Origin of the sequence: Belliella marina (assembly GCF_042682445.1) — a bacterium.
GTDB lineage: Bacteria > Bacteroidota > Bacteroidia > Cytophagales > Cyclobacteriaceae > Belliella > Belliella marina.
Genome location: NZ_JBHUHR010000015.1, coordinates 54,639 through 77,188, shown reverse-complemented (window position 1 = coordinate 77,188; position 22,550 = coordinate 54,639). Strand labels below are relative to the sequence as shown.

Sequence of the window (22,550 nt, the reverse complement as noted above, 5' to 3'; positions counted from 1 at the left end):
TTTTTGCTTTCGTGATAACTACTTCAATGAACGATATACCTTTTCCAAAAATACCGGGTACGTTGGTTCTGCCTTAAACATGTTTGTGTAAAACAAGACAATCAAATCATTTTCTGGATCTATGATATAGGCCGTCCCCAACATGCCACCCCAAGCATATGCAGAATCAGAAACTGCTGGGATAGGTTTCTTTTCATTGTGGAGTTCAAAGCCAAGACCAAATTGAAAACCCTTGCCTCCTGAATTTTCGGAGGGGAGTTGGTTTTTGGTTGTCATCAATTCTATGGTTTCAGGTTTCAATATTTGGTGTCCGTTGAATTGGCCTTTGTTCAGCAGCATTTGGCAAAACCTCGCATAGTCTTCTATAGGACCATTCAGTCCAATAGCTCCTTCACAATAGGTCTGCTCATCGCTGACCGCTCCTTTGGCATACATGTGGGTGCCTGGTTCCAATTCACCATCAATAGCGCTGTATGGTTTTACAAATCGATCCAGAGCATCTGGCTGGTAATACCAATCTGTATCCTCCATGCCCAGTGGACTGAGGATGTTCTCTTTCACATATTCGCGCAAAGGCTGACCGGATATGCGCTCTACCATGTAGGCAAGCATATTGGTGCTTACGTGATAATTCCATTCGGTACCGGGTTCAAACCCCAAAGGGTACTTTACCAGGGAAAGCATTTGTTCTTCGAGGTATTTCGATTCCGGATTCCCTCCAAAACTTCGTTGGCCATTTGGAGTCTTTTCAGGCATATTGCCACCAAATCCTGCGGGTGCTCCGCCCCTTTTTCCTTCTTTGCGTCGAATATCCCCTACAAGTCCGGCATTGAGGCCAGAAGAATGGGACATCAGGTGGGCAAAAGTCATTGGGTTTTCTACCTGACGCGTTTCAAAAGTACCGTCATCATTCACTTTGGTTACAATCTCATGGGGGATTTCGGGGAAATATTTGGAAACAGGGTCGTCAACGGCAACCAAACCTTTCTCTACCAATGTCATAAAAGCTACCGTAACCACTGCTTTGGTCTGGGAAAAAAGCACGTAATAATCGTTGATATCTGCGGGGATCTGGTTTTCGATATCTTTTAGTCCAAAAGCCTTTTTATAGACTACATTTCCTCCTTTTGCGACAAATGCAGCTACACTGCTTAACTTTTTATCCTCAACAAAACCTTGTAGCAATGAGTCTATGCTTTCGATTTTGTTCGCATCAATCCCTAGTTTGGGCAGATCCGGATTATAGTTGAATGTTTCGATAACCTTCTCTTCTTGCTCTTGGTTTTGGGGGGACTTGCAACTCAATGCCGCAAAAAATGAGAATACAAATAGTAGAAATGTAAATTTCATAAGTGACTTTGGGTAATTGGTAATTATTTATTGGTTTCAACTACACCAAATGTAGTTTTTCATCAGGCAAAAAACTTTCACTTTTCATACATAAACTGGCACTTTTAGCCCATTTGATCTTTTTTGACAGCTTTTGCAGGAAATGACGGGATAGATTAACTGACAATTTTCCCTACATTGGGTTTTGAATGAACCATTAGGTTATGTTCTAAATCACTTGATAACCGCAGGCTAAATAACCTGTCTTAAGACCTATCCTGAAAAAAAATGATAGTGAAATCGCTGGTGAAAGCATTGCTGATCGTAGGGTTGCTGATTCTAAGGAATCATTGCAATGCACAGGAACTTTACTTCAATAACCTCACCATAAAAGACGGCCTGCCGACCAATGTCATCTCCGATATTGTCCAGGATAAATATGGTTTTTTGTGGGTCAGTACCAATGCCGGGTTGGCGAGATATGATGGGAACAATTTTTCAATTTTCAGGAAAAGTAACCAAGATGTTTCGATTCCATCAAATTTGCTGACAGCTTTGTTGCCTTGTGGAGATGACTTATGGGTAGGGAGTTGGAAAGGTCTGAGTAAGATCAATATAAAAACCTTGGAGGTCACCAGGGTTCATTTGGATAATATCAACATCATCAGGACGCTACACCTAGGGAGGGACAATACCCTCTGGATTGGGACTGGAAGTGGTATTGTCCGCTACGATTTGGTGACTGGAAAGTATAGGGTTTATGACAAAGAGAACAGCAATTTATCCCATAACATGATTCGGAGCATTTTCGAAGACAAAATGGGGAATGTCTGGGTCGGAACTTTTGATGGACTCAACTACATGAGAAATGGTCTGGAAGAGTTTACACAACTTTTACTTCCGACCAATGGGAATTTGGCTTTGGACAACATGCTGATTTTGGATATTAAACCTTCTCTGAATGAAGACCCAAATCTTTGGATTGGTACTGGGCAGGGTTTGTTTCGGGTGCATTCCCAAAAAATGGAGGTTTTGCCAATTGAACCAGAAGAGAAAATCTTCAGCAACAAAGTAATCAAGACTATTTTTCAGGATGACCAGGGACAATTGTGGCTCGGGACAGATTTTGGATTGAACATCTATGATCCTATTTCGACAGAAAATACGCAACATTTCCACCACCCTTTATATCCCTATTCCATTGCCAACAATGTGATCTGGAGAATCTATGAAGACCGAAATGGAGTGATTTGGCTGGCAAGTTCCAATGGACTTAGTAAAGTCAATAAAAACGGTAATTTCTATACTGTCCATGATATCTCCTCCAAAGGACAGGGGATAGGTAACCAAATCAAGTCTTTGATAGTCTCTAAGCAGGGGGATTATTGGCTCGCCACCCAACATGGAGTCATCCAAATGGATCCGGATACAGAATCAAAGACCATATTCAACAGCCAGTCCAAACCTGAAAGACGGCTTATTGCGGATAATGTTTCGGCACTGTTGGAGGACCAAAGAGGTAGAATATGGATAGGGACTGTAGGTGGGATCAACATATGGGATTCCAAAGAAAACAGGATGTATGAAATCCGTGCAGATAGTATCAATGGACTACACTCCAATTATATCGGACATTTTTGCCAAGAACCGGATGGGACTATTTGGATGAGTGCTTGGCAAGGCGGGTTGTATAGATTGGCAAACACAGATGGGCAATTGGATTCAGTCTATTTTGACGAAGTCAGCGATTTGGAGTCAAGTTCGGAGAAGTTTGTCTATGGAGGTGGAGGTATCTGGACCATAGAATATGACGAGCTCTACAGGGTAGATCCAGAGACCCTGCAAGCTCGCCCAATTCCTACCTTCAACAAAGCAGTGGACAGACAGATGATCAATACCCTGTATTTTTCCAAGAAAGGGGAGGTTTGGGCAGGAACCCTCAATGGACTCATACAATATGATCCAAAATTGGATAGTGTAACAATCCATGACGTCCTATCTGTAAGTGATGAGATCATCAGCAGCATCACAGAGGATGGTGGAGGGAATATTTGGTCGGTAAGCAACAGTTCAATCCAGAAGTTTGACCCCAATGCAGGCAAGCTTCACAGTTACCCCCTGGAAAGCCATCTCCCCATCAAAAGTTTTTATTATAACTGTGCTGCCCGTAGGGATGACGGTCGGCTGATATTTGGGGGAGACAATGGATTTATCAGTTTTTCCCCTTTCCAAATACAAACTTCAAAAGGCCAACCTCCCATATATATCACAGGATTGGAAGTAAACAATCGATCTGTGAAAATCAACGAGCTAATCAATGGAAGGATATTGCTCGAACAGGATATCTCTTTTGTAGAGCAATTGACCCTGGACTATGACGAACGCTCATTTGCCCTACAATTCTCTGCCTTGGATTTTTTACAGCCTGAACAAAACCGCTATGCATACCAACTCCAAGACTTTGAGGATATTTGGCATCAGGTTTCGGGCACAAAAAATAAGGCTGTCTACTCCAACGTCCCAGCTGGGGAATATACTTTTTTGGTCAAATCCATCAATCTGAAGGGACAAAATGAAACGGCTATCAGCAGCCTGAAGATCCATGTTTTGCCACCATTCCTGTTGCGTTGGTATTTTGTTGTAGGGTATGTGGTTGCGATCATTGGGCTTGTTTATATCGCACTCAAAACTTATGCTGGAAGGGTGAAGCTGACAAACGAACTGAAAATCTCAAAGCTGAAAGTGGAACATTCCCAGGAATTGGAGAAAATGAAAGAGAATTTCTTTACCAATATCAGCCATGAACTACGTACTCCGATCAGCTTGATTCTACCTCCCCTACATCAACTTCAAACCCAGCAAAACCTAAATGAAAACAGCCATAAATTAATTCAATTGGCAGAAAAGAATGCCTCCAGGTTGCTCAAATTGGTGAATCAGGTTTTGGATTTCAATAAAATCCCTGATCATGGTGTCCAGCTCCATATCCAAAAAATTGACCTGATCCCTTTTTGCCATCAGGTTTTTGCCATGTTTGAAGATACAGCCCAGCGCCATCATATTCAATATGGTTTTGAACATATAGATAAAGATACCACACTTTGGGCTGATGCAGACAAACTTGAAACCATCCTGTTTAACCTCCTGTCGAATGCCTTCAAATTCACTCCAGACTATGGGGAAATCACCCTTTGCGTTTCTGAAAAACTTAAAGATGGGGATTTTCCCCCTTTAATTCATATCGAAGTGATAGACTCTGGGGTAGGTATTGAAGAAGAATCCCAAAGACATATTTTTGATAGATTCTTCCAAGCAGCTGCAGGCAAAGAATATTCTTCCGGCAGTGGTATCGGTTTGACACTTGTCAAGGAATACGTGTCCCTCCATCAGGGGGAGATCACCGTCAAGAGCCAGCTGAATCGGGGGACAGCCTTTATGGTGACGCTACCTATGGGGCATGGGCTTGCTCCATCAGCTTGCGTTATGGAGGAAAATCGTCAAGAACGGAAAGGGATGCCAGTTCATTCTCCATATCAAAATTCAGTGCAGATTGATATAGCATCTGATAAAACCACTATTTTGTTGATTGATGATAACCCTGAGATTATTGAATTTATTGTCACCAGCCTTGGATACAAATATCACTTCATAACTGCTGAAAACGGGGAAGAGGGGCTTTTCAAAGCCAACCGCTTTTTGCCAAACATTATTGTTTCTGACATCATGATGCCTGTAATGGATGGGATCTCCTTTTGTAGCAAAATCAAGGAAAACCCAATGACCAGCCCTATTTCCATAATACTACTCACTGCCAAAGCCCTTCCGGCAAACCAATTGGAAGGGATTCGGGTTGGTGCAGATGCATATCTTACCAAGCCATTTGAAATCCCGCTTTTGGAAGCCTATATAGATCAGCTTTTGGCCCGCAGGGAAGAATTGGGTTTGTATTTCCGGAAGGAACTGATGGGGCTGTCCGATCAGCCTAAAGGGATGGATAATGAGGATAATATCTTTGTGAAAAAAGTGATGGATATCATTGAGGCAAATATCAGCAATCCTGATCTGAGTGTAGAGATGATCAGTAGGGAAATGGCGATGAGCAGCACCCATCTATACAGAAAACTCAAGGCAAATACAGACCATTCGGCAAAAGAGCTGATTCAGAAGTATAGATTGAAAAAAGCATCTCTTATGCTTCAAAATAAGGAAGGGAATGTCAGTGAGATCGTTTTCCAGGTTGGTTTCAATAGTTTGTCCTATTTTTCAAGGGCATTTAAGTCCGAGTATGGGATGAGTCCCAAACAGTACCAAGAGAAGTTCAATGGGAGGAAATAAACATAGTAGCCATTGCCCGATCTCGCTTGGTATGTTAAGGTGTTTTTGTCTCCATAATTCAGAAAAGAGAGAAACTCAAAGTCTGTCATTCAATAGCTTGATGGTGATCCCGATCTGGCCAAGATGATACAAATCATGGTGTATGATGCCTTCTGCCATCTGTTTCGGGGTGTATTTTTCCCCGAGGGCATGGCTTTCCAGATATGCATCATCTTTATCGGCGAGGAATTGTACCAATTCATGTTGGCTTTGCTTTAGATCCTCTTTGAGTTGCGTCCAGCCTATGGTCTTTAATTCTTCGTTCCCTTTCCAGTTTTCCGGACTTTCAATGGTAAGATTTGAATCTAAGCCTTTGAGCTTTTTTAAGGTATGCATTCTCCATACCCAGATATGGGAAATCAATTCTGCGATGCTGTGTATTTCTGGGATTGGTCTGATGAATGCTTGTTTTTCCGTAATCGGTTTGATTTTCTTTTCAATATTGTCATCGTACCAAGTGATGCCATTCTGAACATCTTTCAACTGTCCTCTAATGTTTTCAACGATCTTTCTGTCCATCGGAATGATTTTAATAGTTTGTCATTTTACTTCTCATTTATCCATTTGACTTGAGTCTGCTTTATCCATCCATAAAGTTCTATAGGCTGTTCTTATCGGATGTGGTTTTCTCTCTGCAGGAAACGAGAACCAAAATTAGCAAGATAAAAAGAATTGGTTTTGTGGTCATTTTGGGTTTTGGTTTATACTGCCGGCATGGCTCATTCTTTTTAAAAGTCTCAAATGCGACACGATTCCTCCCCAGTATGTAGTTTGGTTAGGTTCAATATTATTGTCTTGTAATATTTCTATTCTTTTCTTTATGTTCCTAACAAACATCTTTTCGCCCCTCTATCTTTACTTGGTATCCATAGGATATAATTTTCCAAGCACCATAAGTTGGTATTTTTTTATAGATGGTGTTTTTTCGCAGTGAAATACCAAGATGCATTTTGGTCAGTTAGTTTAAGCATGTATTTTACGTTTTGCATCCAGGTTTTTTCTGTTTTGTCACATTCAATCCCAAAGTTCATTCTTAGCTGTCAAAATAATTGGTTTTGCATCAGTAACGACAATGGTGTGTTCATGCTGAGCCATAAATCCTCCTCTGTTCCCAACCAATGTCCATCCATCATGTTGCTGCACAGTGTGCGATGAAGCTGTTGAAATAAAGGTTTCAATGGCTACCACCGAGTTTTTCTTAAACCTTCTGTGGTCAAACCGGTTTTTGTAATTCAACAATTCATCTGGCTGCTCATGTAGGCTTCTGCCGATACCATGGCCTCCTAGATCTTTGATGACCTTGTAACCTCTCTTTTTGGCTTCTGTTTCCATTAGATGTCCCAAGTCTGCTATTTTTACACCGCCTCTGATATTGTTGATCGCTTTCAGCAAAATTTCTTTTGACGCATCCACTAATTTTTGATGTTGGTGGATGTCTTCTCCCAAGACAAACGAGCTGCCATTGTCCGACCAAAAACCATCTAGCTCAGCTGAAACATCTATATTGATCAAGTCACCTTCTTTCAAGATTTTCTTGTCGGAAGGGATGCCATGGCAGAACTCATTGTTGACACTGATGCAAGTCCAGCCCGGGAAATTATAAGTCATAAAGGGTGCTGAGTTTGCCCCAAAATCCTTCAGAATACTTGCCCCAAAAGCATCAAGTGCTTTGGTTGTCATACCTGGCTTGGCATAGTTCTTCATTTCTTTTAAAGTGTAAGCAACAGCATCGCTTACTTTTTGCATTCCGATTAGTTCTGATTCTTTTGATATTGACATGGGTTTCTTTTTTTGTTTTGAACCACTTGTTTTAATGCCTCACTCTGGGGGGAAATCCCTCGCCTTTAGTGTTTTTTTTTCTTGTGAACTTGGTGTTATTACCTTGGGATCTTTGTGGTGAAAATTATAACCACTAAGATCACCAAGTTTTTCACAAAGAACACTAAGTCTCGGATTCACTTTAGGCGTCTTTAGGCGAAACCAAACCTATCGGTCTTTAGCCGATAGTAGTTTAGTTTTAAAATGACGTATTTAGACCTTTAGGATACCTCACGAGCCTGGTGCGTTATTGCCAAGATAGTTGATAAATCTGATTATTTTATTTCAGTGAATATATTTTTGCAACCATTGTAGGGGAGTGCTGAGGGGTTCGGAAAGGTTGTGTTTGAGGTAGTGTACGTTTATGCTATACGGCCAACAAGATTTCCATTGTTGATTTTTCCTTGTTTGATATAGTTTTCAAGATGTCGGATGCTTGTTTGACATATTTAATGTCTTTCGTTTGGCTTATTCTTTCAAACAGCCCGGAAACAGTGGTCCAAAGTTCTGCAATTTCTACAAAAGCTTCATGTCCTGTTTTCAGTTTGTCAAGTTCAAGCCGGTCATGGCTTTCTTTTAAAAAGTCCCGATATAAGTTTCTGAACAATGCTCCACCTGTTCCAGATTTTTCCATTAGCATTGCAGATTTTTTAAAGTCGTTTTCTATGTCTTTACTTGTCTTAAACCATTTGATTATTTCCGTACTTGCTTTTAAGATTCCTTTGTAGCCAATATTTGTTATAGGTGGATTGAGGTAATCAGTTGCATTGTTTCTGATTGCTGTAATAGTTGCCGTTTTCAAGTTTGTTTCTTTGTCTGTCTTGCCCAATGTGTAATACAGGTTTTTGGATGACATTGGACCTTTCTCTCCTCTTGCCAATGCTAAGCTCTTTAGGCTTGTCCTTACCTGTCCGCCCTGTTGACTTGTGTCTACCAAGAAGGCATTTTCACTGTCGTATCCATAAATCGCTGCATAATGTCCTGCAAAATGGAATGGGCGTGAAAAGTACTCCAAATGATAACAATCCAATTTTAGTCCTACAGCTTGTCCATTGTCAATAAGTTCTCTTACACTTTCCCAGGCCTTTTTGATTGAAGCTGTCTCCTTGACCCTCAATTCAAGATTTAGATTTCTCGCAATATTCTGCGTCAAAAGGTCAGTCTTTATTCTTCCGCCAATGAACGGAAAATCCATTGTTTTCATATTCCAATAGATAAAACCTAGCCCTTCACCCAAACCAAAAAGCATGGGTTCTGATAGGTCAATGTCAAGTTGATGCAACAAAGTTCCCGTCGCTGTTGTTTCGCAATGCTGTCCGTCAAATGGTTTTAAATTCTCTATTTTCATATTTTTCTTTTGGGATTAGATCTAGCCATGCTTAACCCATAAACCCAATTTAAAATACAAGTAATGAAAAAGCGAATCTCTCGGGATTCGCTTGATGGTATTAACGTTTTTTTATTCCTTTTCTATAAAGTTCTTCTTGAAAACGATGTTGTCATCCTTGTCAAATACGACTATACCTATGAATGGCTCTTGATTTTGCAGGAAGCTGTTGGGTTTGGCTTGTCCAAATAAAAGATACCCGTCTTGGTAAACCATCCTCAAAAGCTGTGAACCGTCTTCAAATTGGGCAAGATGAAACCCTTCGGCTCCTGTGTTGTCATCAAAGCCCAAGGTACCTCTGTACTGATTGTTTTCCTTTAGTTTGTCGACTCCTACTCCACCTCGCTCCATACCGTTTTCATCGTTCCAGATTATTCCGGTTGACTCAGAAATTCTCACTCCTCCGTTGGCATCGGCAAGCTTGTCACCGACCAACAGCTTATCAATGCCGTGCTCATCCATCACGACCATGCCGTTGGTACCATGGTAGTAGTCTTTGTACCACTCCATATACTGCTCCCCATACTGCCCGGCCCAGTACTCTTCCACCTTTTTCAGATCCGTTCGTACCCTGTCTTTTGATTCGGGAATCGGCGCACCGATCAATATCCTGTCTCTGCCATGCTCGTCTTCCACAATGATCCCCTTGGTTCTGATAATCTCTTGATCATAAAGATTATAAACCAAAAATGAGAGTACCAAAATAAGTACTCCTGATACTCCCATATATATTCTGATAAATATATCCTTCATATTTTTCTGTTGATTGTACGGTGTTTGTTACTATCGTTTGACCAATTCTACCCTGCGGTTTTTGGCTTTGCCTTCTTCGGTGCCGTTGTCGGAGATGGGGTTTTGGGAGCCAAAACCCTTGGCAGTCAACCGGGTCTTATCTATGCCCAAGTCTACCAGTTCACTCAGCACTGCCTGTGCCCGATCTTCCGACAGTTTTTGGTTATGGGGCTGGCTTCCAGAATTGTCGGTATATCCATGGATATCCACTTTCAATGTCTTGCCGGTCTGTAGGGCCTTGGCTATTTCGGCTACAGCTTCTCTTCCTTCTGGTTTGAGTGTAGCTTTGTCGAGGTCGAAATTGATATGTAATACAGCCTTGCCACTGTCTTCCAGATCTTTTTGTATCTGATCTGACTTAAGGATGGTGATGGTTTGCTTAAAACCTTCCTGTTGCAGGATGTTCAGGCTTCCCCCCGCAGAATTTCCGGTAAGTTGGGTATAGATATCGCCTCCATCTGCCCGCCGGATCACATAAACACGTATATTTTCATCCGTATAGCCGATGGATCCATCTTCACCCATATAGGTGGCCAGATCGTGATAACGTTCATACTCTTCATATGTGATCTTACCGTCGAAAATCTTAACGCCTCCAGCAGCTGTGATCGCCTCATCATAACTTTTCAGAAAGTAAGGCAATGACCACTCGTCATCGTGTTTACCTGCCACGGACACCCAGGTTTTAAAGACTTTTCCCTCCAAAGGTGTCATGACACCATCAATTGGGAAGTACAGCTCGTCAAATTTTCGGTTAATAGGGCGGTTAAGCGCTTCAAGACCTTCAGGAAAGCTGAAAAAGGGAAAGTCGCCCAGATCCGTATCGGAAATAGGAATGCTGTTGATGTCGAAAGTAATACTTTTCCCTTCTGCTTCTTCCTGCTTTTCGGTTGAAAGATCTGTCGATGACACAATAGTTTCTTCTGCGTCATTGGATTCCTTGTTGCCATTGCTGTTGCAAGCCAATAAAATCAGCATGGTTAAAAGACTTAGAGATAGTTTTTTCATGAAATGTAAAGTTAGTTATTTAAATTATCAGGGTAAGATAAAATCAGTTCTTTAAACTAGTGCTTATTTTCGATTAGGACATCCCAAAGGTTTAAAATGAAACAATCTTTTCAATAATATTACATCCCAAACATAATGCCCATCAGTTTGGCTGCGATAGCTTCAGTATCTGACTTTCCATTATAGATAGGTTGGCTTTGGCTGATGTTCATATCCGAATCACTTACTGAGCCGGGAGTCACTTTTTTAAATTCATAAACCATCGGCATATCTGATTGCGCATCTTGGTAAATGGATATTTTCATGATTCCATGTGCTTCTTCCAGATAGAATGGGTGTATGAAATTGAGGGTTTTGGGCATATGTTCCGAGGTCCATACTTCCAGTTGTCCAATAGCCATCGGGGAATCATTTTTTAATGTATATATGACTTTGTTGCATTTATATCCGGCTATTTCATCGGTTTCATAAGTGGCTTTTCTGTCGTACATGCTTAGGTCTATGGTGGTTTGGAGCTGACTTTCTCCGAAAAAATCCTTATCGTAATCGAATGTAATCTGACTATTTTTGACGGACTGTGATTGTATGAATACTGTCCCGGTTTCGTTACCCCCATTCAATGTGTTTTCTAGGTGATACACCAACCCGTCACATTTTGCGGTCGCCTGATCCCCTCTGACAAAAATTTCGTTTTTCAACATGGGGGCAAACATGACCTGCATGGCCAAAGCGATATTGCCCTTCATTAAATTTTGTATGTCCTCCGCATCTTCCTGAGACAATTCTTTGGCGTATTTTTCAATCTGTTGCTGGATATCTCCCTGAGCAGGATCGACCTTGTTCAAGATTTCGCTGAAGCGGTTTCCTGGAAAATAGATTTGTACATCTATTTTTCCTTCGGTAAACGTTTTTTTTACCATCGTAGTTAGCTCTATATGTGATTCTTTACTTTCTTCTGTTTCAGCAGTTACTTTCTTATCGTCTTTGTTGCTGTCACAGGCAAGTATAGTCGCCGCGCTCAATAGGCTCAAAAATAATTTTTTCATACATTTTCTATTGATTTTGTTTTTTTGAGTTTAGCCATCATAGTTTGGAAATGCCCCCTCACAAATTGTTATCTAAATCTTTAAAAATAGTGAAAATCTATTTTAACTTTACTTCCACTACTTTTTCGTTGTCAACAATTTTGATAAATTTGCTCAACATGTCATGATGGCTTTGGACATACTGTTGTCTGTCATAATAATCAACCCGACCACCGTAACTACCATAGCCACTACCGGTATACACATTTTGATAACCTGATTGAGACCAAGGTAAAATAGCTTCTAGGTAATACTCGCCTGGTTTCATTTTTGGGAATGTAAATTCGCCATCACTATTGGTAACAGCAGTAAGACGATACCGAAGGGCATTTGGGTCTATATAAACGAATTTAAGTTTTTTTGGGTTTTCTTTCTTCTTCTGTTTTAAATATTCTACTAAGTAAGGCGTGACCGGATAAAGGTAAACCGTAATTTTATTGGCCTTTATTTTTTTACCGGCTTTTATCCCAAAACCGAGTTGTTCTCCCATATACCCCGGAGGTCTGGTAAAAGCCTCTCCCTTTATGGTTATGTTGCCTTCTGCCAGAGCATTTCTTGCAGAAATGGTATCAAAGGGAATTTTGACATAAACTCGAAGGGTATCATCGCGTTCGGGTTCTACATATTGGGCATACATGCTTGTTGTGGTGATTAAAAAACAAGTCATCAACGGAATAATGTACACTTTCATCATAATATACTTTTATTAAGTGTTAGTTAAGAGGAACGGAGAATTCCCCATCGGTTACCTCTATCAATTCATCTCCGGCGATCTGATCTAACAAACCGCTGAATGTTCCTTTCATACTCGAACTACCTATGCTTGTAATGGTCAAGGTAAAGTATGTGTCACTGTCTCTTCCTCCATCATAACACTCTCCTGTTGTTCCTATGCAGTATTGCCCGTCGAGTTCGGGATACGATTCTCCCGCTACGTGATACGTACCTTCGGTAATATCTTCATTGATGATAAGGTATATCTCAAAAAAGCAGCGTTCATAAAATCATCGGAATCGCTCGCAGAAATATATAGCCCATTTGTAGGATCGCCCTCCAAATGGCTTGAAGCTGTAGGGGTATGATTAAATTCTTTTAGTTGCCCGTTGAGTTTGCATCTGAAAAACACCTCTCCAGATGGATCATTGTCATCATTGGAACAACCAGAGAAAAATAGCCCCAGTAGTATTGAAAACAATAAGAGTCGTTTCATTTTTAAATTTAATCTTAATTAAGAATATGCTTTGTTTGTAATACCAACCTCCCCCTATCCTATAAAGGATTTGCATCCATAAAGGCGAACGACGTGCTTCCTGCATCCCCCGGAAGATTACTGGTACTCACCATGAACATAGCCAAGACCCCTCCCTCATAGTCTTTATTCATCCAATGGTATATCTCTATAGTACTTACCATATTGACAAAACCTGTAAAAACGCGGGTTGTAGTTTCTTTGATGCGCAAAGTGTTTGGGAAAGTCCCCGCAGGGGTAATCAGTGTACCATAGCCATCCACTTCCCATATACCTTCCCCTTCAGTAGCCATAAAAGGATCACCTGCCATGTTGGCGTGAATAGAGCTGAAGCTGTCTGACCATGTTTTGCCATACTCAAGGGGAAATTCCCACATCGTTTGTGGATCGGTGTAGGTTTCCATACCACCGTCCCCTCCAGTACCACCAAGCGTGATGAGGTCATTGTCGGACAGGACATAGTAAGTGTATCCCCCAACGCTGTGTTTAAACATCCTGTTGGCTTCGGGAAACCCGGAACAACCTTCATTTCCAGGACATTCGAATCCCTCTTGGGGAATAGTGGAGACCACAGAGCTATACGCTGAAAAATCCCAGGAAACATTCCTGCCTGCTGGTCCGGGAGTCCCTGGAAAGGGTGATACAGAGTGTCTGGTGATATCCCCCCACAATTCAGAAAAATCCTGCTGTGTAATGACAACGAAGGGATCCGGCTCGGGATTATCACTGCCACAGCCATATATCACTGTCGTCGATACTATAGCCAACATGGCAAAGTTTAGCTTTTTCATAGGTATGATCTTAAAAACTATAATGCTTGGTAAAATCCTGACCGTCAGCGAGAGTCCCGCTTTCATCTATATCCAACTTCCCGTTTACTTCTATCTTGACTTGATAGGTAAGCGTGGCGTTGTAGTTCAGAAACTGAATAGAAGCTGACATTACATCCAAAGGGTTAATTGACTCTATGACAATCGTATTGTTTTCCATAAAATCTGCACGATCAACCCCTACGGCTATCTCACCAGTCATGGTCTGTCCGTTAACCCTCCATAGTGTAGTGCCGGCAGTATTGTCGTAATTACTGCCGGAAACGACAACGGAAATGTAATCCCCTTGGTGGGTGGTACTACCGTCCCAATCTTCGACACCGGAGAGTACAACGGTTACCTTATAGGTATTGCGCCGAGGCTTGTCATCGTCTTTGCTACATCCGGTAAACATGGTGAGAGTCACCAGTATAAAAATAAAAACTGCATGTTTAAACATGAATCTTTGCATACTGTTATGGTTTTTAATTAAACAGGATAAAGTTATTAAATTTGTTCGTCTGGGGAAAGGCGGATAATACCAATTATAGGGAGATGGATTATTAGGGTGTTTTTTCCAAGTAAGCCTTTTTATCCTTATAGATTTGGTACAAACAATTCTTCAACATCATCCATATCACATCGCGATTACTATGATAAGGGAGCAAGGATTACGATAGAACTTTTTGACGATAGGGTTGAAATCAGTAATCCTGGTGGCTTGACGAGCGCCATTTCTCCAAGTGAATTTGGGACAAAGAGCCATAGTAGAAATCCATTGGTTTTTGGGTTGTTTGTCCGCATCAATCTTGTAGAGCAAATTGGTTCTGGGATTGAAAGGATGAGGGATGAAATGAATAATGCTGCCCTTCCTAAACCTGAGTTTAAAGTGGATGGAATGTTTACAGCGATATTCAATCGAATGAAAAGTTCGGGAAAAAGTTCGGGAAAAGGTTCGGGAAAAAGTTCGGAACCTGATTGGGTTGAACTGAAAATCATAATTCAGCAAAGATCTGCTAAAAAGCTCAGTAAAAGTGCTTTGAAAATATTGGAGATGGTTTTCACCTCTTCTGAGGTAACGATTCCTGAAATGGCAAAAAAAATGGGAATCACAGAAAGGGCCATTGAAAAGAATATCCAAAAATTAAAGGGACTTGAATTGCTGGAAAGAAAGGAAGGGAATCGTGGTGGGTATTGGCAATTGAAGATTGATTGAAAAAACTTAAAAAGGAAAGTTTATAGAAAGACGGGGACCTACTAAGGTAAGGGAATGGAAAATTCTAGTAAGATGACAGTTTGTCTTTTGGGATTAGATCTAGCCATGATCAACCCATAAACCCAATTTGAAATAAGGGGAATAAAAAAGCGAATCCCGAAAGATTCGCTTGATAATATTAAAGTTGGTTTTTACTGATGATAGTTTGAAAAACCATCAATATCCTGGGTTTTGTCCAAACTCATTTTTTGTCCTATCGATCTGGGTTTGTGGAATTGGCCTGAGCTGATGGTGTTCCCTTATATTTGAGGCAGCCTTGGGGTTGTATTTCCTTACCCTCTCAAGAAGTTTCCCCGTTCTTTTAAGATCTGGCCACCTGTGCAGCTCCCCAGCCAATTCACGGCCTCTTTCATCGAGGATCTCGTCGATGTCCAATTGCTCAGGTGTGATGAGGGGGATTTCAATACCAGGGTATGCAGCCCTTGACCTCAAAGTATTGAAGTATCCGGCAGCCTCACTTAATTTACCTTGCATCATCAATGCTTCGGCTGCGATAAGATAAGTCTCTCCCAGTCTCATATACATGTAATCCCTACCATTGTTTCGCAGGATTGGATATCGGTGTTTTTGTACAGTAGGGGAAAAGACATCGTTCCTGTCTTTGATCCTTACCAATCGATAGGGGAGAAGTGCAGCATCGGCATCGGAAAGCTCCTGCATCAGTGGATCATTTGTAAACCATGCCGCTGTATCTCCAATGGCTCTGCCCGCAGGAATGTTTGCAGCGTCGTTGTATTCCCACACTTCTTTGAAAGTGGCATGATACCTGGAGTCATTTTTGGTGTTCAGCTCCATGGTCCTGTAGTCATTACCGTATAAGGTGGTCAGAGCGTAATCCGTGGGCCAAAATCTGGCTATACCAACGTGGAATGTGTCATCTCCAACCAATCCGGGAAGCAGCCATTGCCTGGGAGAGAAGAATCTCTGAAGCTCATTGCCAGGATTGTTGACTTCGGGGTTGTCGCCCCACTGGACTGACCAGATTACTTCAGAATGTCGCTGGTTGAATGGATCAAACACATCGGCATAATTGTCCAATAGTTGATAAGGTCCTTCATTGATAACCTCCATTGCCAACTCGGCTGCCTTATCCCAATTTTTCATGGTCAAATACACCTTTGCCAAGTGGTTGACGGCAGCATATTTGGTAGGTCTGCCGTATTGTATCTGCTGTACAGGAAGATTTGCAATCCCAAATTCAAGGTCCTCTACGATGGCTTTGTAGATTTCTTCTTCTGGTGTTCTGTATGCTTCAAGCTCCACTTCTTTGGTTTCTTCGAGTGTCAAATGCACTGCACCAAAATGCTGTACCAGGACAAAGTAATAATGCGCCCTTAGAAATCTTGCTTCAGCGACTTTTGCGTTTTTAAGGCTTGCATCGATAGCAATGTTTTCAGACCTACTGATGACAGTATTTGCATAGTTGATACCCCTATAGAAATGCTCCCACACCAACACGTCCCCAGAAGGTTCCAGTCTGGTGGAGGCATTCAGGCCTGGTCCGTAATTGTCCCACCAGGAGTTGTAGCTTTGGCCTTCCTGAAACAGGTCTGTTCCATAAAGGTTCATCAACATGCCTGGCTCCCTGCCATAAAACCATCTCAATGGCTGATAAGCCCCTATCAATGCTTCGTCTAGTCCTTCGGGGGTGGAGAATTGTACATCTGCGACCGTGTCGGTGATCATGTTTTCTGTCAAGTCGACACAGGAAGACATGGTCAAAATCAGTAGGAATCCTATACTTCTAATATTTTTCATAATTCTAATGTTGTTTAAAATCCTAATTCTATACCAAACAAGAATGTCCTGTAATTTGGCATGTCATGATTTCTTGCTCCCTCAGGATCCAGTCCCGGAAATTTCGTGAATGTGAATGGGTTTTGTACACCGCCATATACCCTGGCACGTTTGGTTTTCATTCTATCCAGAACCGGGTTAGGAAGGCTATAGCCTAAAGTGATATTTCTCACCCTTACAAAACTGGCATCAAAGTATCCCATCGGGGTAGAGTAATCATGCCCTCTTACCCTTGGTCTTGGATACTCATTGCTTGGGTTGTCTGGTGTCCAATAATGGATATCCCTTGAATTGAGGTTGTAGCCCCTTCTCAGGTTGATCATGCCACCAAGAGAAGTTCCGCCTGCTTCACTGAATATATTGATCCCTTGGGTAGTATAGACAAAAAATGCAAGATCAAAATTCTTGTAATACATCCTGTTGTTGATACTTCCGGTCCATGAGGGCACATCCGAACCTAAGATTACCCGGTCTGCCGCATCGATTTTTCCGTCATTGTTGATATCCTTCAGCCTGATGTCTCCCGGTTCGTGGCCAAACTGGGCTGCAAGCTCCCTGTCGCCTTCTTGCCATATCCCTTCAAATTCCCAGTCATAAAAAACATTGATAGGTTGTCCGATAAACCATCTGTTGCCTGGATCATCTTCCTTGCCTCCGTAAAGCTCTGTGATCTGGTTTTTGTTGGCATGGAAAATAATGTCTGTCGACCACCTGAACCCACCGGGTCTTTTTGATTCTATATTGACCAAACTTACATTGAATTCAAACCCTCTGTTTCTTGTCGCCCCTACGTTTTCCAATACACTGACAAAACCAGAAGTTGGCGGAAGCTGCCTGTTCATCAAAAGATCAATGGTGTTTTGTTGATAGAGGCCAACAGTCCCTGCTACCCGACCCGAAAACAAGCCAAAGTCAATACCAAAATCTATCTGACGTGTTCTTTCCCATCTCAGTGCGGAGTTGGCCAACTCTGCGCTTTGGAATCCAAATACAGACTCGTCACCAAATGCATAGCCGACCCTTTGGACCCTTCCCTGCGTTTGGTAAGGGTTGATCCCTGTATTGCCCACCTCTCCATAACTTAGACGCAACTTGAGCTCATCAAATTTGTTTTGGGATTTCATAAAACCTTCCTGATCGATCAGCCATGCAAAGGCAGCAGAAGGGAACAACCCATATTTGTTGCCGGTAGCCAAGCGGGAAGATCCATCCACCCTTCCTGTAAGTGTAAAAAGATACTTGTTGACCAAGGAGTAATTGAGGCGGAGCATATAGGATTCCAATTTCCACTCGTTCAGAAAGGAACTCCTGGCGGTCGTTTCTTCCGCCGTACCGATATTATGGTATCGTTGCTGCTCAAAGGGTAGCCCTCTTACAGAGATGGAAGAACCGGTTTCCTTGTAAGTTTGAATACTATAAAGGCCAGTTGCTTTGATCTTGTGCTTGTCACCTAAGGCCTTGTCATAGTTTACAATATTTTCAAACAGGATATTGCTTGACTTTGAGTTGCTCACACTTGCAGTAGATGTCTGCCAAGTATGTGTTCCCCTGTCGTTGAATGTCAGGTCTGGGGCAAAATTGAATCGATAGCTCAACCCTTCAACAAGATCCAGTTCCCCAAAAAGGTTGGAGATGATTCTGGTCCTGTCCCTTCTGTCTATAAATAAGTCTCTGTTCAGTGCAAGTGTTGGAAAGCTTTCGCCTACGGCAAATTCACTGCTGAGCGCTCCTTCAGCTCTTTCCGGCCAATCCAATGGACTTCTCAGGATCAGGTCACGGAAGTTGCCGCCCCGATGCTCTATGCTGCGTGCTACCTGTGTAGATACACCTACCCGGATACGGTCTGACACATCTTGGTCTAGATTTACCCTGCCTACGAACCTTGAGAAATCATTGTTGGAGACAATGGCTTTGTGGTCAAGATATGTTCCGGAAATTGCGTATCGGGTATCTTCTGTCCCCCCTCTGATACTCAATTGGTGATTTTGCTGCAGCCCTGTTTGGAAAGCTTCCTTTTGCCAATCGGTATCCACTCCCCTTTCAATTGCTTCAAGCTCCCAATCCAAGAAAAGTGCCTCGTCAGTCGTATAATTCCCCTGATGTCTGGCTGCTTCCCTGTTCATCTCGATGTACTGCTCAGCAGACATCAGGTCTACACGGTTTGCCATGCGTTGTATTCCATAAAATCCACTGTATTCGATTTGCGTGCCACCGCTATAACCTCTTCTTGTAGTGACCAAAATCACCCCGTTTGATCCTCTGGAGCCATAAATAGCTGTAGCAGAAGCATCCTTGAGGATTTCGATTGACTCTATATCCGAAGGGTTGATATCCATTAGGTTGCCATCTATGGGGACACCGTCCATGACTATAAGGGGGTCGTTGCCTGCTACCAAAGATCTGGCTCCCCTGATCCTAACGGTGGATCCAGCACCAGGCCTATAGCTATCTGCTACTACGTCTACGCCTGCAGCCTTGCCTTGAAGAAGGCCTTCAAATGAATAGATGGGTTCAGCGATAATATCCTTTCTCCCAATGGAGGCGATGGACCCAGTGAGTTCTCTCCTTTCGACAGAACCATACCCGACTACTACAAACTCATCAAGGGAAGTCTCGTCATCGGACATGGTGATCTGGATATTCGTCCTGTTGCCTACTTCGACCCTGATGGATTTATAACCGATAAACGACACAATGACAGACCCTCCCTGTGGAACTTCCAGAGAGAAATTGCCATCTGCATCTGAAACAGTACCAACAGAACTTCCCTCAACCATGATGGTAGCCCCTGGGATAGGTTCTCCACTTGAATCCAATACTTTTCCAGTGATCAGCTCCACTACATTTGTGCTGATATTAGGCTGTTTGTCTATAGTATGCACAGAGATGGTGTGGTTGATCTGCTTGAATTTCAGCCCAAGCTGTTTGCTGACCACCTCCAGGGTATGTTCCAGATTGGTACTGCCATTTGGCGTGGTCAACTGCCTTTCCAAGTCTATGGATTGTTCATAGACAAACCTGAAATCGGATTGCTTTTCGATTTTCCCAAACAGCGTTTTCAGGTTGATGGAGTTTTCCTGAAATACCAATTTGGTGTTTTTCATTTCTTGGGCTTCTGTATTGAAAGCCCATACTACGCCGCTACCCAAATAGAACATGGTGCTGACGATGATCGTGTGCATGGTTATCTTCATAAAAAGACTTGCAAGTATCTTTTTTTTCATATTTTTGTTAAGATTGGTTTTTCATAATTCCTTTGATGGCTGATCATTTTGGGGTGTTGCTACGGCATTGGCTTCACCCCTTACATTTTCCCTGACTTACTTTTAATTTTTTTCCATTGAGCTCATAGTTTATTTCTGTTGCATATTTGATAGATTCCAAGATGTCTTTCAATACCACTTTGGTATAAGTTCCGGTTACTTTACAGGCAGGGTTGATACCCGAATAGTCTATATCATCCAGTCCATACCAGTCTCCCAGAGTCTCCATCACTTCCATGATAGGACTGTTTTCGAAATGCAATTCTCCCCGTACCCATCCGAAGGTGGAGGTGGGTTCTATGTGTTGAACAAGACCGAAGCCATGGGAATTGTGCAGCTCAACAGCCTGAGCGGCTGTTAGCGTTTTGCTTTCTTTGGCTCGATCTGTTGATTTTGCAACCACTTTGACAATACCTTCATTTACGGCTATTTTTTCCTGTGATTTCCTTTGGGTTTTGATGGAAAAAGAAGTCCCCAATACTTCAGTGATAGCCATTTCTGTAAAAACTTTAAATGGTCTCATACTGTCTTTGGCAACTTCAAAATAGGCTTCGCCTTCCAAATACATAGTTCTTTCCTTGGAAAACAGGCGATGGATCTTCAAGCTGCTTTCTCCATTCATGGTCACTTTGGATCCATCTGGCAGAAGCAAATGTTTGCGCATTCCCCTTTGGTTTTCGATGGTCTGGTAGCTGATCATATCCCCTTTAGAGACAGGTGGGGTTATGGAATGGCTCAAAAGGTAAACAAAGCCAGCAATAGCCGAAATGGCAGCTGCTACCCGAACCCAGCTTGGGATCGATTTGGTAGGAGGGGAAAGTTTTTTCCTTGTTTGTTTCAATGCCTTTTTGGTATTCAACTGGACAACTTGGGATTCGGGGATATGTGTGCTTTTCCCTTTTTCTTCATACCATCGATCCAGCAATTCTTTTTCTTCGGGGTCAATCTTTCCACGGAGTGCTTTTGCAATCAGTAATTGGATTTGAAGAGGTTGTTTTTGTGGTTTTTTCATTCCTTGTGCTTATTGGAATGAAGTGTATAAAAAGGATCTCCACTACCGAAAAAACCGATTATGAAATGGTTATGATAAAAATATAAAGTTCACCTTTTGATAATATACATACCAGATCGATTCCTGGAATGGGAGTGCTTACTGACAAAAAAACTATCTGCCTATTGGGATCTTCTGAAAAAAAACAATCAAATTTTGATCTTTTCCTGTTGTAGGAAAGAGTATCGGAAATTCAAAGGATAAACAAATGGTGCTTCAATTCGGATCTCAAAAACCGAAGTGTCTGGTGCATCTTGTTGTGGACAGTCTGTGGGGCAATGTTAAGCTTGTTGGCTATCTCTTCAGTACTGAGTTGGTGGAATCTGCTTAGCCGAAAAACCTCCTGTTCTTTGGATGGCAAGCTATCCAATAGGTGGTTGAGTTCTTCATAAAGCTCCTCAAAAGCTAGAATGTCTCCTGAAATGCTTTGGTTGATGTCATGGTGTCCTTGTAAGGAGTCTGTTAACCTGCTTTGGTCGATGTGTCTATAGACTTTGTATTTTACGGCACTTAGCAGGTAGCCTCTCAGGCTGCTCTGAATATTCAGTTTGGCCCTTTTTAGCCATATATCTGCAAAAATGTCCTGGACAATATCTTCTGATTTGTCCCAATCTTCGATTCTCGCATATGCCTGTGTTGCCAACAGCTTGTAGTATCTGTCAAATAGGGTCTCAAATGCTTTACTATCCCCTTTTTTGATTTGGTGTAGAAGGGAATCGTCCGGAAAGTCCATAGGGCAGCGGTTAAAGAACCACTAAAATAGCTATTGCATCAGGATAGAATGGGAAAAGCCAGTTATGAAATCATTAAATCGGTAGGGGGAATGCAGCAATTCCTTTGTCAATTTGTTTTTCCCAATCTTTTGGGGCATGGTTGAAGCAATAGTATTTGCTGCTGTCTTTATAATGTCTAAGAATGGTGTCACGAATCCTGTGCTCTTCCATCGATAGGCCTAGCCTTTTTGGTTTGTTGTCCTGAAATATATTGGATTTGGCAATACTTGGTTGACACTCCCAAACAACTTGTATTGATTGCTTAGTTTTTCAAATCTATCTGTCGCCAACTCCCATCCCTTTTTATAACTGTCCGCTAGGTCTGAACCTTTTGTTTTTCTGAATTTCCGCATTTCGTCACAATTAAAATTTAAATAATAACAAGATGCGAATTTAGTTACAAAGGGCTTTCTATTCATCTTAAGAATATTTAATGGAAGTTAAGAAGTGTGAAGAGGGGTAAAAAGTACTTGATGGGATTGTTTTTTTGTTAGATGGGTTTCTCTTTGTATAAATGAAGTGTGGATTTGGCGGGGAGT

The 22,550-nt window shown here is 41.9% G+C and carries 18 protein-coding genes; 2 read left to right on the top strand and 16 right to left on the bottom strand.

Annotation, left to right across the window (positions count from 1 at the left end; translation table 11 throughout):
* Positions 1 to 18: 18 nt before the first annotated feature.
* Entirely contained in the window at positions 19 to 1,350 is a 1,332-nt protein-coding gene (locus ACFSKL_RS04570) for a serine hydrolase domain-containing protein (protein ID WP_376883887.1), read from the bottom strand.
* A gap of 267 nt (positions 1,351 to 1,617) precedes the next feature.
* Between ACFSKL_RS04570 and ACFSKL_RS04565 the strand changes: the two genes are divergently transcribed.
* The gene (locus ACFSKL_RS04565; RefSeq protein WP_376883886.1) at positions 1,618 to 5,664 is read left to right on the top strand and encodes a hybrid sensor histidine kinase/response regulator transcription factor; all 4,047 of its coding nucleotides are present in this window, start codon (positions 1,618 to 1,620) and stop codon (positions 5,662 to 5,664) included.
* Between the two features lie 75 nt (positions 5,665 to 5,739).
* Here ACFSKL_RS04565 and ACFSKL_RS04560 read toward each other — a convergent pair whose 3' ends face one another.
* The 10 genes from ACFSKL_RS04560 to ACFSKL_RS04515 all read right to left on the bottom strand — a co-directional run bounded on the left by ACFSKL_RS04560 (position 5,740) and on the right by ACFSKL_RS04515 (position 14,323).
* On the bottom strand, positions 5,740 to 6,222 hold the full coding sequence (locus tag ACFSKL_RS04560) for a DinB family protein (protein WP_376883884.1): 483 nt from the start codon (positions 6,220 to 6,222) through the stop codon (positions 5,740 to 5,742).
* Positions 6,223 to 6,717: 495 nt separating this feature from the next.
* Entirely contained in the window at positions 6,718 to 7,482 is a 765-nt protein-coding gene (gene map, locus ACFSKL_RS04555) for a type I methionyl aminopeptidase (protein WP_376883883.1), read from the bottom strand.
* Between the two features lie 406 nt (positions 7,483 to 7,888).
* Positions 7,889 to 8,869, bottom strand: coding sequence for a BtrH N-terminal domain-containing protein (locus ACFSKL_RS04550; protein WP_376883881.1), 981 nt, complete (start codon positions 8,867 to 8,869; stop codon positions 7,889 to 7,891).
* A gap of 111 nt (positions 8,870 to 8,980) precedes the next feature.
* Entirely contained in the window at positions 8,981 to 9,661 is a 681-nt protein-coding gene (locus tag ACFSKL_RS04545; RefSeq protein WP_376883879.1) for a hypothetical protein, read from the bottom strand.
* A 30-nt stretch (positions 9,662 to 9,691) separates the two neighbouring features.
* A complete protein-coding gene (locus tag ACFSKL_RS04540) occupies positions 9,692 to 10,708 on the bottom strand; it encodes an OmpA family protein (RefSeq protein WP_376883877.1) in 1,017 nt (338 codons plus the stop codon).
* 119 nt (positions 10,709 to 10,827) lie between these two features.
* On the bottom strand, positions 10,828 to 11,754 hold the full coding sequence (locus tag ACFSKL_RS04535; RefSeq protein WP_376883876.1) for a hypothetical protein: 927 nt from the start codon (positions 11,752 to 11,754) through the stop codon (positions 10,828 to 10,830).
* A gap of 97 nt (positions 11,755 to 11,851) precedes the next feature.
* Complete coding sequence (locus tag ACFSKL_RS04530) at positions 11,852 to 12,487, bottom strand: carboxypeptidase-like regulatory domain-containing protein (protein ID WP_376883875.1); 636 nt, start codon at positions 12,485 to 12,487, stop codon at positions 11,852 to 11,854.
* Between the two features lie 237 nt (positions 12,488 to 12,724).
* The gene (locus tag ACFSKL_RS04525; RefSeq protein ID WP_376883873.1) at positions 12,725 to 13,003 is read right to left on the bottom strand and encodes a hypothetical protein; all 279 of its coding nucleotides are present in this window, start codon (positions 13,001 to 13,003) and stop codon (positions 12,725 to 12,727) included.
* A gap of 59 nt (positions 13,004 to 13,062) precedes the next feature.
* On the bottom strand, positions 13,063 to 13,833 hold the full coding sequence (locus ACFSKL_RS04520) for a hypothetical protein (protein ID WP_376883871.1): 771 nt from the start codon (positions 13,831 to 13,833) through the stop codon (positions 13,063 to 13,065).
* A 10-nt stretch (positions 13,834 to 13,843) separates the two neighbouring features.
* On the bottom strand, positions 13,844 to 14,323 hold the full coding sequence (locus tag ACFSKL_RS04515; RefSeq protein ID WP_376883870.1) for a hypothetical protein: 480 nt from the start codon (positions 14,321 to 14,323) through the stop codon (positions 13,844 to 13,846).
* 96 nt (positions 14,324 to 14,419) lie between these two features.
* On the opposite strand from ACFSKL_RS04515, the gene ACFSKL_RS04510 reads away from it, so the two are divergent.
* Positions 14,420 to 15,067, top strand: a complete 648-nt coding sequence (locus ACFSKL_RS04510) for an ATP-binding protein (RefSeq protein WP_376883868.1) — start codon at positions 14,420 to 14,422, stop codon at positions 15,065 to 15,067.
* A 216-nt stretch (positions 15,068 to 15,283) separates the two neighbouring features.
* Here the strand turns inward: ACFSKL_RS04510 and ACFSKL_RS04505 are convergent, their stop codons facing one another.
* The 5 genes from ACFSKL_RS04505 to ACFSKL_RS04485 form a co-directional block, all read right to left on the bottom strand.
* Positions 15,284 to 16,885 (bottom strand): RagB/SusD family nutrient uptake outer membrane protein, encoded by a 1,602-nt coding sequence (locus ACFSKL_RS04505; protein ID WP_376883866.1) that lies wholly within the window; start codon positions 16,883 to 16,885, stop codon positions 15,284 to 15,286.
* 14 nt (positions 16,886 to 16,899) lie between these two features.
* Positions 16,900 to 20,148 carry a SusC/RagA family TonB-linked outer membrane protein gene (locus ACFSKL_RS04500; protein WP_376883865.1) on the bottom strand — a complete coding sequence of 1,083 codons (3,249 nt, stop codon included), beginning with the start codon at positions 20,146 to 20,148 and terminating at the stop codon, positions 16,900 to 16,902.
* Between the two features lie 73 nt (positions 20,149 to 20,221).
* Complete coding sequence (locus tag ACFSKL_RS04495) at positions 20,222 to 21,199, bottom strand: FecR family protein (RefSeq protein ID WP_376883864.1); 978 nt, start codon at positions 21,197 to 21,199, stop codon at positions 20,222 to 20,224.
* Between the two features lie 232 nt (positions 21,200 to 21,431).
* The gene (locus tag ACFSKL_RS04490; RefSeq protein WP_376883861.1) at positions 21,432 to 21,971 is read right to left on the bottom strand and encodes an RNA polymerase sigma factor; all 540 of its coding nucleotides are present in this window, start codon (positions 21,969 to 21,971) and stop codon (positions 21,432 to 21,434) included.
* A gap of 219 nt (positions 21,972 to 22,190) precedes the next feature.
* On the bottom strand, positions 22,191 to 22,364 hold the full coding sequence (locus ACFSKL_RS04485) for a hypothetical protein (RefSeq protein ID WP_376883860.1): 174 nt from the start codon (positions 22,362 to 22,364) through the stop codon (positions 22,191 to 22,193).
* Positions 22,365 to 22,550 lie beyond the last annotated feature (186 nt).

Coding starts and splice junctions, on each gene's coding strand:
- ACFSKL_RS04570 (WP_376883887.1), bottom strand. CDS start 1,350: ATGAAATTTACATTTCTACTATTTGTATTCTCATTTTTTGCGGCATTG.
- ACFSKL_RS04565 (WP_376883886.1), top strand. CDS start 1,618: ATGATAGTGAAATCGCTGGTGAAAGCATTGCTGATCGTAGGGTTGCTG.
- ACFSKL_RS04560 (WP_376883884.1), bottom strand. CDS start 6,222: ATGGACAGAAAGATCGTTGAAAACATTAGAGGACAGTTGAAAGATGTT.
- map (WP_376883883.1), bottom strand. CDS start 7,482: ATGTCAATATCAAAAGAATCAGAACTAATCGGAATGCAAAAAGTAAGC.
- ACFSKL_RS04550 (WP_376883881.1), bottom strand. CDS start 8,869: ATGAAAATAGAGAATTTAAAACCATTTGACGGACAGCATTGCGAAACA.
- ACFSKL_RS04545 (WP_376883879.1), bottom strand. CDS start 9,661: ATGAAGGATATATTTATCAGAATATATATGGGAGTATCAGGAGTACTT.
- ACFSKL_RS04540 (WP_376883877.1), bottom strand. CDS start 10,708: ATGAAAAAACTATCTCTAAGTCTTTTAACCATGCTGATTTTATTGGCT.
- ACFSKL_RS04535 (WP_376883876.1), bottom strand. CDS start 11,754: ATGAAAAAATTATTTTTGAGCCTATTGAGCGCGGCGACTATACTTGCC.
- ACFSKL_RS04530 (WP_376883875.1), bottom strand. CDS start 12,487: ATGATGAAAGTGTACATTATTCCGTTGATGACTTGTTTTTTAATCACC.
- ACFSKL_RS04525 (WP_376883873.1), bottom strand. CDS start 13,003: ATGAAACGACTCTTATTGTTTTCAATACTACTGGGGCTATTTTTCTCT.
- ACFSKL_RS04520 (WP_376883871.1), bottom strand. CDS start 13,833: ATGAAAAAGCTAAACTTTGCCATGTTGGCTATAGTATCGACGACAGTG.
- ACFSKL_RS04515 (WP_376883870.1), bottom strand. CDS start 14,323: ATGCAAAGATTCATGTTTAAACATGCAGTTTTTATTTTTATACTGGTG.
- ACFSKL_RS04505 (WP_376883866.1), bottom strand. CDS start 16,885: ATGAAAAATATTAGAAGTATAGGATTCCTACTGATTTTGACCATGTCT.
- ACFSKL_RS04500 (WP_376883865.1), bottom strand. CDS start 20,148: ATGAAAAAAAAGATACTTGCAAGTCTTTTTATGAAGATAACCATGCAC.
- ACFSKL_RS04495 (WP_376883864.1), bottom strand. CDS start 21,199: ATGAAAAAACCACAAAAACAACCTCTTCAAATCCAATTACTGATTGCA.
- ACFSKL_RS04490 (WP_376883861.1), bottom strand. CDS start 21,971: ATGGACTTTCCGGACGATTCCCTTCTACACCAAATCAAAAAAGGGGAT.
- ACFSKL_RS04485 (WP_376883860.1), bottom strand. CDS start 22,364: ATGCGGAAATTCAGAAAAACAAAAGGTTCAGACCTAGCGGACAGTTAT.